General features: G+C 27.0%; 10 protein-coding genes and 1 other RNA gene. All 11 read right to left on the bottom strand.

Going from position 1 to position 17,704, the window contains the following annotated elements; all coding sequences use genetic code 4:
* Positions 1 to 4: 4 nt before the first annotated feature.
* The 11 genes from tsaD to STIUS_RS00390 all read right to left on the bottom strand — a co-directional run bounded on the left by tsaD (position 5) and on the right by STIUS_RS00390 (position 17,651).
* Positions 5 to 958, bottom strand: coding sequence for a tRNA (adenosine(37)-N6)-threonylcarbamoyltransferase complex transferase subunit TsaD (tsaD, locus tag STIUS_RS00440; protein ID WP_162649311.1), 954 nt, complete (start codon positions 956 to 958; stop codon positions 5 to 7).
* On the bottom strand, positions 958 to 1,671 hold the full coding sequence (gene deoD / locus STIUS_RS00435) for a purine-nucleoside phosphorylase (protein ID WP_162649310.1): 714 nt from the start codon (positions 1,669 to 1,671) through the stop codon (positions 958 to 960). Before deoD ends, tsaD begins: the two co-directional genes overlap by 1 nt.
* A 101-nt stretch (positions 1,672 to 1,772) precedes the next feature.
* On the bottom strand, positions 1,773 to 2,789 hold the full coding sequence (locus tag STIUS_RS00430; RefSeq protein ID WP_162649309.1) for a hypothetical protein: 1,017 nt from the start codon (positions 2,787 to 2,789) through the stop codon (positions 1,773 to 1,775).
* Positions 2,789 to 3,724, bottom strand: a complete 936-nt coding sequence (locus tag STIUS_RS00425; RefSeq protein ID WP_162649308.1) for an ABC transporter permease — start codon at positions 3,722 to 3,724, stop codon at positions 2,789 to 2,791. Before STIUS_RS00425 ends, STIUS_RS00430 begins: the two co-directional genes overlap by 1 nt.
* Positions 3,724 to 4,968, bottom strand: coding sequence for an ATP-binding cassette domain-containing protein (locus STIUS_RS00420; RefSeq protein ID WP_162649306.1), 1,245 nt, complete (start codon positions 4,966 to 4,968; stop codon positions 3,724 to 3,726). The genes STIUS_RS00425 and STIUS_RS00420 overlap by 1 nt, the downstream gene beginning before the upstream one ends.
* Before the next feature lie 102 nt (positions 4,969 to 5,070).
* Positions 5,071 to 5,700: a tRNA (guanosine(46)-N7)-methyltransferase TrmB gene (trmB, locus tag STIUS_RS00415; RefSeq protein WP_162649305.1), complete on the bottom strand. Its 630-nt coding sequence runs from the start codon at positions 5,698 to 5,700 to the stop codon at positions 5,071 to 5,073.
* On the bottom strand, positions 5,700 to 7,121 hold the full coding sequence (locus STIUS_RS00410; protein WP_162649304.1) for a magnesium transporter: 1,422 nt from the start codon (positions 7,119 to 7,121) through the stop codon (positions 5,700 to 5,702). Before STIUS_RS00410 ends, trmB begins: the two co-directional genes overlap by 1 nt.
* Positions 7,122 to 7,134: 13 nt before the next feature.
* Complete coding sequence (locus STIUS_RS00405; protein WP_162649302.1) at positions 7,135 to 9,102, bottom strand: EAL domain-containing protein; 1,968 nt, start codon at positions 9,100 to 9,102, stop codon at positions 7,135 to 7,137.
* A 34-nt stretch (positions 9,103 to 9,136) separates the two neighbouring features.
* Positions 9,137 to 9,549: a transfer-messenger RNA gene (ssrA, locus tag STIUS_RS00400) on the bottom strand.
* Positions 9,550 to 9,644: 95 nt separating this feature from the next.
* Positions 9,645 to 15,134 carry an ABC transporter permease gene (locus tag STIUS_RS00395; protein ID WP_162649301.1) on the bottom strand — a complete coding sequence of 1,830 codons (5,490 nt, stop codon included), beginning with the start codon at positions 15,132 to 15,134 and terminating at the stop codon, positions 9,645 to 9,647.
* A gap of 9 nt (positions 15,135 to 15,143) precedes the next feature.
* On the bottom strand, positions 15,144 to 17,651 hold the full coding sequence (locus tag STIUS_RS00390; RefSeq protein ID WP_162649299.1) for a hypothetical protein: 2,508 nt from the start codon (positions 17,649 to 17,651) through the stop codon (positions 15,144 to 15,146).
* Positions 17,652 to 17,704: the final 53 nt, after the last annotated feature.

The following is a 17,704-nucleotide window of genomic DNA, read 5'->3' as shown; positions in this document are numbered from 1 at the left end:
TTTTTTATTTCCTTAATTTTATTATTGTTCTATATCCTAACATTCCCATCATTGCTGCATTATCTGTACAATATTCATGCTTTGGAATTATAGATTTTATTTTGTTTTCTTTTGCCATTTCTTGGAATTTGTTTCGTAACATTGAGTTAGCAGAAACTCCTCCTCCTAGAATAACAAATTTTGGTTCATATTTTTTTACTGCTTTTTCTAATTTTTCAATTACATATTCTACACATGTTTTTTGGAATGAATAAGCAAAAGAGTTTAAGTCTAATTCAGTTTTTGATTGTTTTAATTTGTGCAACAAATTAATTGAACCAGTTTTGATACCTGAAAAAGAAAAATCATACTCATTAATATCTCTTGGTTTTGGTATTTTATATTTAGATTCATTTGATATCTTAGCAATTTTATCAATTGCGGGTCCACCTGGATATGTTAATCCCATTTTAATAGCCACCTTATCAAAACATTCTCCAATAGCATCATCTTGTGTTTGACCCAAAGTTTCAAATTCCAAGTGATCTTTCATTAAAATGATTTCTGTATGACCACCACTAGTTATTAGAGCTACTGCTGGAAATTCAATATCATTTTCAATGAAAGCGCTGTAAACGTGACCGTGTAAATGGTTTAGTGGTAACAAAGGTATTTTTAAATATTGAGCCAAAGTTTGAGCAACTATTTTACCTATAATTAAACTTCCAATTAGTCCTGGATTAGATGTATAAACAATATAGTTTAATTCTTCTAATTTAATTCCAGCTTCTATTATTGCTTCATCTAAAACTCAGTGAAAGTTTTGGACATGTAATCTTGAAGCAAGTTCTGGAACTACTCCACCGTATTCTTTATGTTGTTCTATTTGTGATGAAATTATGTTTGATAAAACTTTACCATCTTTTAAAATTGCTACTGAGAATTCATCACAACTAGATTCTATTGCTAGTATATTCACTATTTTTTTGCTTTCTTAACACATGTCTCTAAAGCAATCTTTATCATTTCCATAAAGTTTTTTTCTCTTTCTTCGGGAGTAGTAACTTCATGAGTGATGAATGAATCAGAAACTGTTAATAAACACGCTGCTTCTTTTTTATTAATAATTGCGTTTGTGAAAAGCGCAACACTTTCCATTTCGACAATATCTAAATTATTCTTTTTAGCAAACGCTAATGAATCTTCATAACGGTAAAATACATCTGATGAATGCGCTGTACCAGTATGAGTTTTGATTCCTAATTCTTTAGCAGTTTCTTCTAATTCATTATAAAGTGATTCTGTTGCAGGAACAATGTTACCGTCAATGTTTCCAGCAATTTTAGGATAATTACTTTCACCAAAAGCTTCTTTAACATTATAAACGTCATACACATTTAGACCTTCAACATATGATCCTCCTGAACCAACTCGTATTATTGTTTCAACATCATAAAATTTATATAGTTCGTACGAATATATACCAATTGATGGAACTCCCATTCCACTTCCGGCAATAGTTATTCTTACCCCATTATAAGTTCCTGTAAACATCAACATGTTTCTAACTTTATTAACAACTTTAATATCTTTTAAAAATTTATTTGCGATAAATTCAGCTCGAAGCGGATCGCCAGGCATCAATACGTATTTTGCTATTTCATTTTTTTCAGCTTTGATATGCGGTGTCATATTTAAATCCCCTTTTATTATTTATATTTTAACATTTTTATAGTATTTTTTTTCACTCCGGAGCATAATTCTTCAATATATTAAATAAAAAAAATAAAAAATTACTTCTTATTTTTTATTTCAATTAGACGAGTTGCTTCAGTAATTTCATTTGTTAAATCTACAATTTCTTTATCTATAACTTCAAAATTTGCTTTTTTATGTTCATTAAATAGCTTATTTAATTCGTCCATCGTTTTAGCTTTTTTTATTTTATATAAATATTCACTGTGAACTTTTTTAGAATATATGGCTCCATTTTTTGCACGTACTATTGCAGATCCTTTTACACTTCTATGAATATAAATTGATGATATAAAAAATGCAATAAAACCAAATGTTGCAAAATAAGGAATTCAAAGTTGTCCAGCTAAACCAAAGTCAGTTGAATAATTATCTATATCACTTATATAAATCATATTATCTGCTCCAACTCATCCAGCTTGGATGACATTAAACATGTATCTATGTGGGAATAAATAAGTTATTGTATTTAAAACTTCATAACTTGCAATTATGTAATATGGATATGCACATCCCAGGAAGTTTCAGCATAAGTTAAAAAATAAAATAGAAATAACCTGACTAATCTCACTTGATTTTGATCATTCATTTAATACATAAGCTGATAAGTTTGAAAGAATGACTAATAAAAATAAACCTGTTATAACCATTCATCAGTTAATATTTGCAATATATTCTTGTTGTCCTTTGTAACCTATAAAACCTAATGTAAGTAGCATTGAAGAAACAATTACAGTGATGGTCAATGATACAAATGTTTGTGCTGTAATTTTTATTGATAAACGCAGTGGTATATTATCTAACTTTTCAACTCAACGATTATTTCTTTCAATAATTAAAGTTCTATGAAATGAGTACAATGAGTTTCTCAAAATTGATCCCCCAACTAATGAAATTAATATGAATGGATCATCTGATTTAAATGTAAGTCATACAACCAAAATAACAAGCGGAAGAATTACTCCTTGAAGGATATTCAATCATGATGCAAAAAAGTTTTTCACACCTATTTGGAATATCAATCAAAATTGATTTAATTGAGTTTTATTAAACATTATGAACCTCCATTATTTGGAGTTTTATTATTTTCAATTAATTGGTTTAATTCCTCAAGATTATTTATTTTCTTAATTAATTCAATTCTTTTATAAGCATTTGAAATTTCAATATTGTTTGAAGTTGATTTAATTGCATTGATTCGCTTTTTGTAATTTAGCATAACCAGTCAAGTTAAAGTCGTAAAGATTACTATTGACCCTAATAAGTAAGGCAAAAATACATATATTCCATAACCAAAGTTAGCTCCACCATCAACTATACCAATTTGAAAATCTGTTGCGCCTATTCATCCAGCTTGCATTATATTGATTGCATATTTTTGTGGAAATAGATAAGTCAAATAAGTGAAAAACTCATACTGAGAAATTTCACTAATTGGAACACCAAGACCAAGGAATCAAACACATGTATAAAAAAACACATTTGATCAGAATGAAGCTTTATCGTTTGTTTTTACATACTCAACAATTAAAAATGAAAACAAAATACATGTAATAACTAGCATTAAGTAACCAATTAAAAACATACCTCAATTAACATCATTTAAATTATTTCTTTGATCTGCATACAGCATGGCAGTTGTAAAAAGTAGTGTTGTTATTATAAAATTTATCAAAACATTAAATAAAATTATTGACGCTAAAAAATTTCATTTTGATATTGGAGTTGAGTATATTTTGTTTAAAAATCCTTGATTTTTATAATTGAATAAAATTCTAGTTGTGGCATGAATGCAGTTTCTTATTGTACCTACACCAATAGCTGATGCTAAGACAAATGGATCATAGGCAAAAGCATTTGGATTTGTTTGTTTAAATGTTAATCAAATAAACAAAGTAAGAAAGGTAAGTGTTCAACCATAAGTAATTGTTACAATATCTTGTCTATAATGGTCAAACTGCATCTTGAATAAAATGTTAAATGATTTCATTATTTTGACCTCACAGCTTTTTTGATTTCTCTGAGCTCTTTTTTAATTAATTTCTTTTTCATTCTTTTCAATTCATTTTTTTCCAAAGTTGTCATCGATAATGATTTTTCATCTTCTTGATAAACAACTTTCAACTCAAGCATTGGAAATAACTCCAATCTTAAAAATCTTACAAATTCAGCAAGTCATGGATTGTATCGAGAGTAAACCTTTTTGAATTCACTTTCCAAATGAATTTTTTTGTATTCTTTTAAATATTTTTTATGCTTTTTTTCAATATTCTGAATTTGATTTGCCAAGGTTATCATTTCACTTTTAGAAATAAAATTTTCAGAATAATCTATTAGATTTTTATGAAAATTTTTAACATCAAGCGACATTTTTGAAAGGGATTGATTTAAGGATTCAACTTCTTGGGTTAATATAAATTTAGACATTCTTTCTCTAAACTTAGAACGCTGTTCACTTAAAATATTATATTTACTAACAAATCTTTCAATTATAGGTTTAAATACTGGATCTGGGGTTAATGGTTTAATTGATTTTTGTTTAATTCTATTAATGATATCAAGTGAGTAACTTGAATAAACAAAATTATCATTATTTTCGTGTTCACGAACAATAAATCCCTTGCTCATTACAATTAATCTATTACACAAAAAGTCAAATGTGAAGTCATCAGGATTTACAATCAAATATGAAACTCCATACTCTTCTTTGTATTCTTTCATAAAGTTCAACACGCGTTCCTTATTATCCATTGATACAACTTGAGTAATTTCATCAATTACAACTAATTCAGGCTTCGGAATAAATGTTAAAAACAATGAAAACATTTTTAAAAATGTTTTATCACTATTGTTAACTTTTTGATTTAAAGATTTTTCAATATCAAAAACTTCATACAATCTACTCATTCATTCATCATCATACATTTCAAATGAAGTTTTATACAAATTAACAATATCTTTTATTTTTATTCCAGTGGGTCATTCCAATGATCTTTGAGTATAGCCTATTGCTTTCAGTAAGTTACTCTCTTTGAAGTTGTAATCAATTGTTCCATTAGTTGAAAATTCTTGGTTTCCAATGATGCTTGCTAAAATAGATTTCCCAGAATAACGAGGTCCAATAATAGCAACAGTCTCATTTTTCATTATTTTTAAATTAATTTTTTTTAGTGCTCACTTGTCTTTTCCAAAGACTTTAGCCACACCATTTAGACTAACTGCTCATCCTGCCATGTTATTAATTTCCCCATCATTCAAACCCATCTTGATATTTATATGATATTACACTTTACACATTTATGTGAAATTTGAAAAAGAAAAATAAGAGAATTTCTCTTATTTTTTAATTATTATCTTGTTAATGTTTTTACCATTTTCTGAAAATCTTTTTTCATATTCTGTCATAACATTTAGTTGCATTTCCTGAGAATCTTTATGTAAATCAGTAGTACTGTATACAATAGTAAATTTAGATTCTGCTATTTGTTCCAAACTATATTCATAGAGTTTATCGTTATCAGTTTTAATTTCAATTGATCCATTTTCATTTAAAACTTCTCAATAATTATTTAGAAACTTAATATTTGTCAATCTTTTTTTAGCATGTTTTGCTTTAGGTCAAGGATCTGAAAAGTTTAAAAATATTTTACTAATAGAACCTTTTTCAAATATGTCTAATAAATTTTCAGCATATCTATTTATAAATAAAATATTATTTTCTTTCTCTCCAGATTCAATAACATTTCTTAAAGCAACACCAATAACTGTGCTTTCTTTTTCCATTCCAATTCAATTTTCATCTTTAACTTGATTAGCTTTACCTTTGATAAAGTTACCTTTACCACAACCTATTTCTAAGTTAATTGGTTTATCATTTTTAAAGTTATTATCAAATTTATTATTAATGAAAAATTCTTGATTGGCTTCTATATATCTGCCTGTTCAATTTTTATGTCTTAGTCTCATTATAAAACCTGAGTCACGATTGTAATAAATCCAACTAGAATTGCGGCAGTCATAATTTCAATAACTGCTATCGCTATTGGCATTGGAATTGCTACTTCTCTACCCTGAGTCTTTAATGTTCACAATGGAATTAAAGTTGCAAGTAATGTAACTAAGAATATTGCTGCAAACATACCTGTAGTAATTATTACAGTATCAATCAACACTTCTGTAATACCACTTGTATTAAATATTAATTCAACTATCAATGAGTGAATGATTGCTAATCCCATTAACATTAAACAATTCATTAATGATATTGTCATCTCTTTTCCAATTACATGAAGTGTATCTCTTTTTTGAATTTCTTTTAAAGAAATACCACGATTCGTAATAACACTTGATTGCATAAATATTAAAGGAATAACTGATAAATATATTGATGAACCGGTAATACCATAAAACACAGCTGGGTTATTTTTTAATGTATCTGAATCATTTGCTGTAATAACTCAAAGCAATAATAATGAAGTAAGAACTGAAACTATAGCAACAGTAATAATTGTCATTACACGATGTCTAAACAGTACAAATATTCCAGTTTTAAAGTATTCATCCTCACTTGGTGTAACTCCACCAAGTTTATAAATATCTTCTGTAACTTCTTCTTCAATAACATCAAGAACATCGTCTACTGTAACAATACCAACTAAAATTTCTTCGTTATCTACTACTGGCATATTTATGAATTCATAACGTCTAAACATTTCAACAACTTCTTCTTGATCTTGAGTTGTTTTCAAACTCATTACACGATCATCCATAATGTCTTTTAGGTTTTTTGTCGACTTATTAAACAATAGAGTTTTAGCCTCTAATCTACCAACTAAAACATTGTAGTCATTTACAACATAAAACTCTTCAACATCTTTTAATGAATCCAAATTATTTTCAATTTCTTCAATACATCTTTTAACTGTTCAATCTTCATTTAATGCAATAAAGTCAACAGACATAATTGAACCCACTGAATCATCAGCGTGTTTCAATATTTCATTAATGTCATCTCTTGATTCTTTTGAAATAGCTTTAAGAACTTTTTTTGCACTTGAATCATCCACATCTTCTAAAATTTCTACAATTTCATCTGATGGTACTTTTTCAAATAATTCTCCTAAACTTTTTAAAGATAGATTTTCAATAACAATTTCTTTTAATTCAGATGATAATAATTCAAATAGTTTAGCTTGGTATTTTGAATCAAAGAATTCGAACATCTTAAAAGCGTGATCCAATTCTTCTGTATCTTCTAACGCTTCTACAATATCTGCATCATAGTAATCTTCAAATAGATCAGTTAATAAACTGTTATCGTTTCCAATAAACGCAGCTTTTAACTTAGCTTTAATTTCACCTAATTTAATGTTTTCAGTTTTTTCCACAATGGCCCTTATCTTATTTGTTTAGTAGATATAATAGTGAATCACTTATTTCAGTTGGGTTTTCAAATTGCCCAAATAGTTTTCCTGTAAATAATTTTATATCAATTTCTTTTAATTTCTTATATTCATTATATCTATTAATATTAGTTGCAATAATTTTTGCATCAATACTATCTGTAATAATCTTTAGTTTTGAAATGTATTCACTATAGTTTTTTACTTCCATACATTTTTTGGCAATATCTATATCTAAAAATGCATATGATGGTTGGAATACCTCTAGGTTTGACAAGTTATTATTTATTTTTCCAAAGTTATAAACAAATGTATTTATTCCAATTCCCTTTAATTTTTTTATATTTTTTCTAATTACGTCAAAATCATCAATCTCAAAAGAAGAATCAAATCCAAGGTATAAGTTATCTCAAGTATCAATTTTTGTTTTTAATGAGTTTTTAAATTTACTAATGTCAAATTCTGTACTAGATAATATTTTGTGATCGTATTTTAAAAATACATTTGTTTTTGCTAACTTATGTGTTTTAACAGATAAACGTTCAAGTGAAATTGTTATTAAGTGACGTCTTAGTAAAGAAATTGAAGCTTCAGAATTTAGTCTCTTGGCAATTTCACCTTCTCCTGAATAAGCAAAATTAACTTTATCTACAATGTTATCTACAAGATACATTTGATAGCTTTGTGTATTGGTATCATAAATCGGATTCATTGTAACTTCACTTGTATTAAGTGGAACTTGTTCAAGAATTGTATTTAATTGGTGTCGTATAATCTCAGATTCTTTAATTGAATCTAAGTTAATAATATTTATTTCATCAGAATGTAAGTGCTCTTCTCTTTCTTGATGGAATTTATTATAGAAGTTTAACAATTCTAAGTTATTAGAATGTAATCCAAAAAATGAAGCAACATTCTTTAGTTTTAAATCTATGTTTAGATTTTCATATTTAAAACTCAAGTTTATATCGTTATAACTTTTTTGAATTTCTTTAAGTTGTTTATTAAATTCTTCATCTAATGACAATGTAAATTTATCTTCTAACAGTGGAATAAGGACCCCAAATGTATGGTAATCCCTTTTAAAAAAAACAGCATTTTGATATCTTTTTACAATCAAGTTATAAACTTGGTCAGTAATATTTTTTGTAATTTCACTGTTTAGTTTTTTATCAACAGACTTTTCAAATGTAAATACATCGGCAATAAAAAAAGTTAGGTAAATTGCGTAACTGATATTTTGATTTTGAATATTGTTTAACATAACTTCATTTGCAGAAGCGTTATTTACATAATATTTATTTTCATATGTTACTGCGTTTTGTAAGTTAACTGCAGACATGTGTAGTCTATCAATTAGAGCTACTAATGCGTACGAGACATATGACATCAATAGTCAGACACAGATTAAAAGAATTTGATTTATTACTTCTGCTTCACCACTAAATATTCCAAAAAATCTTACAACAATAAAAATCATACTTCCAAGTGTAATTAAAGATCAAATCATTCATGGTTTAATTCTTGTAAAAATTGTTCTCAAAGCAGCAAGAGCAAAAATTGCTATATAAATAATTAATATCAAAATAACAAATCAAGATACCTCAATTGAAGGTAGAAGATTTTTTTTCAGAGTAGATAAGTAAAACAAAGATATTAGGTTAACTGATCCAACAATTATTCCTGAAATATTTGATATAAATACAATTGCAATTCAAAAATATAATATTTGGAATAAGTATAAAAATAAACTCACATCAGTAGCATCTTTAAAAATCAAAAGCTTAAATATTATTGTTACAAATAATGAAATGGCCGATAAAACTATACCAATAGCTACATAATAATATTTTCCATAGCGTTCAAGTAAATGTTTTGTAAATCCTCATACAAGAGCATAAACAAAAATAATTATCCCTACATAAAGGAGACCATTAAATATAAATTTAAGTAAAATTTGTTCCATATTCAATTCCCTTCTTTATTTAACAATAAAAAAATGGTGGAGATGGCGGGGGTCGAACCCGCGTCCAAAATACACCAACTAATAACATCTACAGTTTATTCAGTTCAACAATACATCAAGAGGCGACTGAACTAACAAGATTACCCAATGATGTCGACTATAAGTTTCACAACACCCTATTGCCGCTTTTGGATGCGCTATCGTGCCTGGCTATTCACTAATCATCGGGACACGAGACCAAATCATAGTGTGAAGTGCTATAACTTAACTAAGAGTTAAAGGTTATTAAACGGCTAAAGCCATTCCAGCTGATGCATTATTGATCATAAATGCTGGCATTTCAATTTTTTCTGTTTTGTTTGCAGTTAAGAAACCTAGTGGTATTATGGTCTACCAGACCTCTGCAGTTAGAAGCTGAACATATCTTGTCGAAGCCAAGACATCCCCATAACTACTATTATATATATTAATTTTTAAAATAAAAAAAACTACACTCCTTTAAGTTGTGTAGAAATATTTTTTGTTAATATTTAAATTTGTTATTAAGTTAATGTTATTAATCTGCGTTTAAATGTTTTATGCAAAGCATTAGTTGCAGAAAGAACGATTATTATAATTATTGAAATTGCAACAATGAATATTACTCATCAATGAACTTGGAAAGGAATAATAAGATTCATACTTCCCATTAATGTTAAAGTTTTGTTGACTAATAAAAGACCAATAACTATACCCAATATAACAAATATTAAGTTACATATTCCTGAAATAAACATTGTATTTGCAACAATTGTTTTTTTGTCATAACCCATCGATCTCATAGTAACAATGAATTTAGAATATTTTGATACAAATATATCTGACAATATAGAAATAATTAATCCTACAATAATTAATATCCCAATAATTAAAAATAGTGAAACTAACATAATTGTTTCAGCAACATTGATAATTACTCCCATTTTAGAACCCAATACTTCAATTCCCATATATTGAGATTGCAAGTCATCAAAGTTTTCTGGGTCCAAAAATCCTGGAGATTTTGGAGCAGCTACTCTAACTCCAGAAGTAACCCCATAAGGTTCTTTGAAACTTGAATATTTAGTATTAAAATCCTTATTTTGCATTGCAAACATCAAAGGTTGCTCATGTAATTTAGATAATTCATTTTTCATGTAATAACTATTATTATTTTTAATAAATTCTAATTGTTCTTTTGGTGTTCTTGTATCATACATTTTAAAAGTTTGGTTACCCTCATCTATTTTATAAGTACCTTTTACTTCTCCATAGTAGTTATAATCAACAGGAATATATTTTATTGTCGAAAGACCCGCTAGTAAATTGACAATATCTTGATCAGCAATTATTTCATTTCCTGATTTTGTGTTTAAAGTTCCAACTTTTTCTAGCTTAATATTTTTTATGCCCATATTGTATTGGTAATCATCTGTAATTGTGATTGCAGAACTATCAGTACCAATAACTTCAGTTAATCATGGCATTGCAAATTTAATACTATTTACATCATCAACATATGCTCCACTTGCTCCTGACTTTATATTATTTTTAGGATGGTATGGAGCTATTCAAATTCAATTACTGTTTTTGTATTTATCTCCTCAAGAATTTAACACATCGACAGGAATCATTTGTGTAGCAGCCGAAGAAGAGATTTCTCCTGCCCATTTAGATTGAGTAAAAATATCTAATCATTCCTTATCATTATTAGTTAAATTATAATTTTTTAAACCTTCCAAATTTGCATATCTTGAGTTTTGTAAAAATGAGATTGTGTTTTTTTCTTCTGTTGCTTCAACAGGGATAAATAGTTTAATATTTGACATTTGATATTCAGGTCTAATAGCATATTTAACAGCAGTATCTGAATTAATATCCTCAGCATCTGTAGAAATTCATGAATCAATAAACATACTTGCCCCATTTTTATTTAATGTAACTTTTTCTGGATTTGAAGTATTGTAAATATTTGACAATGTCATCTTACTTGCTGGAATTGTATCTGGATTTATAAACGGTTCAGCAATTTTTTTAAATTCCTCACTATTTTTATCTGTGATATTATTTTCTTTCATTAGGAAATTGATTATTTCAGTTGATTCGGACACTATTCTATTGTCATAAACTCAAGCACCCTTAGGAATAGTGACACCTTCTTTTGAATTTAATTTCGCTTCAGTTATTTTAAAAGAATTAACTATTCCACTTGTATTAAATTGCTTATCTGCTATCGAATTTGTAATAACTGGAATTGTTAATGTTTTAGAAACATGACTGTAAACATTAATTCCATTTATATTTATATCTTTATCAAATTTTTCAGGGTTTTTGAATAATTCATTTAAGTCATTAATGTCTTTTTGGCTTTTAATAAACGCATTTGAATTTTCGCCATTTAAGTCAAATGCTTTTTGCCCTTCTTTTAAACCAAGCAATGTAGCATCTGAATTATTTAATTTAATATTCAATGTAGTTGATAAGGTTTCAATATCAGGTGTGTAATTTTCAGAATTTAATCCTAAAACAAATTGTGACATTCTATTTGGTGATTCAGATAAATACTTCATTCCAACACCTGGAACAAATGCCAATGCCAATAATAGAAGAGCCTGTTTTCAATCATCTACTTTTGGTATTTCTCCAACTAATTCCTCTAATTTTTCTGAAAATAATTCAAACAACTGAGGAACTAAACTATTCAATTGGTTGGAAGCAGCTTTAATTTGTTTTAGTTTTATATTTGCAATTTGACTCATTGATTCATTATGAATATTTCCATTTTCTAAATTAATATCAGTATTTCAAATGTAAGCAATTATAGATTCAAATAAACCTGGTGAAAAAGAATAACCATTTAGATTTGTTACTTTACCTATTGCTTGGTTTATAAAAATTGGTAAAAAGTTTGTTCCTACTGAACCATTTTTTGCAGCTAATGCGTGCTCTTCAAATCATCGAACTTCGTCATTAGATGCACTGTATATCATCTTAGGAGTAATTGTAGAGTCTCAAACTGAATCATTATATAATTGAGATCTATCAAAATAAATATTTACAATATCTTCAATTTCTTTTGGTTCAGTAAATTGTTTATTTAGGTTTGGTAATCCTTCTGTTGCAGTTATACCTTGTCTTGCAGTTGGTATATTTGATACTGGATTATTTTGAATATATTTATTTTCATATGTAATGTTTTGTGTTGAATTTTTAACATACAAATTTAAAACTGAAGGTACTGCAGCGGAAAATGTAATTATTATTGTAGCAACAAATACCGATACAACTGTTATTGTAATTTGTTTTCAACCACGTGCTGATATTTTTATAGGGAATCTATATTTAAAAGATAAACCTTCAAAAAATTTTGACTTATATTTACGATCTTTTATTTTTACATTTGATTCATGATTGATAATTTCTAATGCAGGTTTTCTAATTAAATATAATGTCATCAAATAAGATGCAGTCATTGCAAATAGTTGAAATAAACAAATTGCAATAATTAAAATTTTTCAATCAAAAATAAATTCATACATCGTTGTTGACATGTATTTTGAAAATATTGATGATATGACTTCTTGAAATAGTCCAGCTGAAATTCAAGCAACAGGTACAACAATTATTCCGATAATTAACGAATAACCAAGGTAAGAAACTGCAATTGAAGTTGGTTTAGTTCCCATTGCTTTAAGGAAACCAATTTGTTGAGCATTTCTATCTATTAGTTTTTTAATTGTAAATAATAATGTATAAACAACTATTGCAACTATTATCAATGAAGCAATTAGTGAAAATGTATTAATAATTTTAAGAATCATTGGTTGCAAATCTCAATTTAATGCAAAATTAGTTTTTGCAAAATCTTTTATATAACTATTTATAAATGATGTATCTTCAAAATTATTGTCAATAAATTTATCATAAGACATTTGAAACTTTGTTTTGTTTGACATTAACAATGAATCAAACATGTTGACTTTTTTTGTAATTTCTTTATCAGAGCTTCTTGTTTTATTGTCGTCCAAAAAATAAATTGTACTGAATACTGTATCTTTATCCATACCTGTACTCATCATAGATCTAATTACTGATTTTGGTAAATAGACTATAGCGTTACTTTTAGCATCGGATACTGGAATGTCAGGATCTCCTAATGGATAGTATGTTAAAACATCAACACCTAAACCTGAAACAATAAACGATGTTGACCCAATCATAATTGAGTCACCCACATTAATATTATTTGCAATTGCAAATTGTTGTGAAACAACTACTTCGTTTGACGTGACAGCTTCAAGCCCAGCAATTATTTTCAAATTAAATTTTTCTACATCATCAAAAATAACAAATCTAAAATTCACACCTTGTTCACGATCATAGTAATATGCTTCTTCTCTTATTAATAAATTTAAATTAGATATATTTGCAGCCATTTCTTGATGCATTACATTCATTGAATAAATTGATTTATTTGAATAATCACGATCTGTGATGTCTGATTTTTTTGCACTTAATTGAGAAGCAATTTTTATTCCCGGATTAACCTTTTCTCATACACTTAATGATTCATATGTTTCCATCGACATAATTGACAATTCATTATCATAATTCAAATATAAAGGATTAGCATAACCTCTTTTACCTAATATATTTTTTTGAGTAATCTTGATATATTCATCGCTATTTGTTTCTAAAATAGATATATCTTCAACTTGGTGAGCAAATTTTAATTTTTTATTTCCTTCACCATTTGCATCATAAATATATTTATTATCTAAAGATTTATAAAAATTATTTTCCATAACATAATCATCAAATAAATATGTTCCATACATATATGAAAAAAATGAGTTCAATATATCTTTACGCATACTTGAATCACTATTTGAAGGTTTAGTAGTAGATGGGTTATTTAATATAATTTCACTTCCGGAACTTTTCAAACCTTTAATATTAATTGCTAGCAATCCAACTTCTCCTGAGTTAAATGCTATTTTATTAAAATTGTTAAAATAATTTGTATATGCCTCTATTAATTTTTCTTCATTTTCGAATGGTATTTCACTTTCCCATGGTTTTAATTCAGAAACCATTTCATTTACTCTAGAAATACTTCTCTGAACATAGATTTGTCATTGATTAACAATGTCGAATGCAACAGACTCTAAAGCATTATATATGTAAGTTTCAGTTTCTGTCATATCTGGTATTTCCCAAATATTTTTATATTTTTTAATATTTTCATCAAACTCAGGTTTTCTGAAATCCAATTCCAACTTTTTATTTTCAATAAAGTACATCTCAAACAATGATAAGTTTTCAGTTGAATAAAGACCTGATTCTACTTCTTTAAACCTACTATAAAGTGAATCAGCTAATAATGAAGTAATATCATTAACAAAGTTAATAAGTCCATTTTTTTGATCACCTGAAATTGATTCTAATATTCCTTCTACACCGTTCATAAAGTTTAATTCTATATCCTGGTATGAGTATTTGATTTGACCTTTATTTAAATCTATTTCAAAATATAAACTTTGTCCCAAAAAACTTCCTAGTAAACTCTGAAAGTTTTCTTCTGCCAAAATCTCTCAAATACTTTTAAACTTTGATTTGACTTTTCCATTTTCATCAAACATAGCATCGCTTATGAAACTTTTTTTATTACTTTCATCAAATGTATTAAACTGAAGATTAAAAGAATCATTTTCATATTTATTATTTGATTTTACATAATTCAATTGTTCTGGCATAAAATCTAAGATTGGTAAAAATGTTTCATTCTTAGAAACTAAATTTGATTCATCAGCTTTTCTAGTATACGTATAGTCAAATTTTTCATAGTTTTTTACAACATCGTTATACATTTTATTCATACGTTGAGTAACCGATGTACTTGTAGCTAAATAGAATACTGCTAAAAATGATAATATTATCAAAATGAAAAATTGAATCTTTTGTCTAAAAAGAGCCTTTGTTCCTTGTTTGAATAATAATCATAATTGTTTCATTTTTATTTCCTAATTCTTTTTTGTTATCGGAGTTAAAACTAAATCCTTATATTTTTTATCATCTGAAGTTGGATCCAAATGAATTTCAACTTCAAATTCATAAATTTGGTCTTCTAAATCTTTATACTTAATTAAATATTTTAAGTACGAAGGTTCAGTAGTATTTGAAAAGTTTTTATATTCTATTAGTTCAGTTGAATATCTATTATCATTTAATACCTTCATGTAATTTGATTCATGTGGATCTGGAATGATTGTTTTTTTTGCTTGATCTAGTACTAATTTAATTAAATTGAAAATTCCATCTAATAAATTTCCTGTATATCCACTTTTAGAATCTCATATTTTTTGGATACTTCTCATAAGTCCATCTTCAGTATAATTACCCTCTTGATAACCCAATATTTCATATGATAAGTCAATTGGCTTGATATTTTTTCTGTCACCATACGTAAACTTGAAGCTTTTAACTTTTCCACTCATAAGTAATACTCCAGCAAAGAAATCAGGTATTCCACCTTCAATATCTTTCATCCAACTTGCACCCACTTTTTCTAATAAATCATCATAAGAAACATTCAGTGGGCCAGTTTGAATTGCTGTTACTACACCGCTATCCATTTTATCTTTTAAATTGAATTCTTTAAATCCGGTAAATGCTTTTAAAAATCCTTGAATATTTTCTGCCGATGCTTCAATGTTATTGGTAACATTCTTTAATGCATTTGAAATGTTTTTAATTGCTTCTGCAATTGCACTAACATTGTCAAAAGTTCCCGATATTAAGAATTCAATCAACTCACCAACATTTTTATTAATTAGTGGAATCTTAATTCTTAAAATTGATGAAGGATCAATTACAGTTTCTTTACCCTCTTCTGGAGGATTTAAGGTATCTAAAACTTTACCTATTAAGTTATCACTCATAATTGATGTAATTATTTGATTGGACGCCATTTCACCTAATTCTAAATATTTATCAACATCATCTTGTTTTAAAAGTTTTAGTAGTCAACTAAGATTGCTATCGTTTTTAATTTGTGAAAAAAATCCCGAAGCATTTGAATCAGATAACAAAAAAGGAATATAGTTTACTAATACATTAGACATTTTATCTATATTTAGATTTATCAAAAGTGAAACTCATGAAGGAATTTTTTCTCTTATAATAGGAGCTAACAATTTTTCACCAAGCGGTAAAAACAATGGAACAATACCATTAGAAATTCTATCTTCATTCTTTGCCCACTCACCACCTCACTTAATTTGAGGAGGTATAAGTGATATTTTAAAACCTATTTTATTTTTTCCATTTTCTCCGTCAAGATCTACAACCTCATCAGGTTGAAAAAGAATTTTTAATATTCTGGTGTTTTGTGAATTAATCTGACCATTTTCATTTGGTTTTAATATATCTGTAACTACTTGTAAAATTGTTCCTCAGTTAGATTTCAAACTAGAAAAATAATCAACAGTTTCAATTTTAGTACTTTGAACTTCTGTAAAAACCTCAAAGTTGGTTTTGGTTTTAGAAAATACATCATTTAATCCAGTTGCGTCTTGATTTATATAATTATCAAACGCTTGCACATATCATGTTAATCCCATAATAAAATTAGTTAATTTAACTTTAATTTTATCTAAATCAAATGCCAGATTACCTTCAACTACTTTTTCAATAATTTTTGTGTACTCAACTAAGAAGGTTTCGGAATTATATAATTTATCATAATTATATTCAGTAAAATTAGATGACAACGCCAGAACTTCTGCAAAATTACCCATTGCTCAAAACCTAATATCATTTTGAGTGAAACCGGATTTTGTATTGTAAAAACTAATTAATTCACTTTTACTATTTATCTTTAATTCTTCAATTAATGAGTTATATGTTTTAATATCCTCTGTAGTTTTAGAAATGTTATAATCAATTTTTTCAAATTTCGTTGCAAAATCTGTAATCTTTGCTTTGATCTCGTCCATGTTATTTCCATGCTTTTCAAGATTTTTAAAAATATTGTACATCTTATCATCTTCAATTAATGTTTTTGTTAATGACGGCAATGCTATCTTTAAAAACAACTCCGGCTCAAAACCTTTTATATTTAAATGTATAAAATTAACTAAACTACTTGCTACTTCAACTAATTTCCCAAACTCACTTTCAACAACTGGATTATCAAATCCTGGCTGATTAAATATATCTTCACTAAACTTATTCATTGTTTCATCAGAAAAATATAATGAAAATAAATTACTCATTTTTGTACTGTCTTCAGTATTTTCAAATTTACCCAGTGTACGTGAAGATAAGTATTTTCTTACAGTAGGACCATTGTATCCTTCTGTATATGCAGTTATTGCCGGTTTGAATCAATGAGATGAAGATTTCATTAGATTTTTTATTTTATTATCTATACTTATTTGGTGTGTATCTAAAAAACTACAACTTACTAAAGTTGCAGCTGAAGTTATAGATATAGCTATCGTTCCCAATAGTGCATATAATTTTTTCATATAACTAACTATAGACAAAAAAAAAAAAAAAACATAGATTAAGACAAAAAATG

This window comes from Spiroplasma sp. TIUS-1, from assembly GCF_010365785.1.
Taxonomy (GTDB): Bacteria; Bacillota_I; Bacilli_A; order Mycoplasmatales; family Mycoplasmataceae; genus TIUS-1.
Note: the sequence above shows the minus strand (reverse complement) of the source record. Positions and strands in the feature narration are given on the sequence as shown.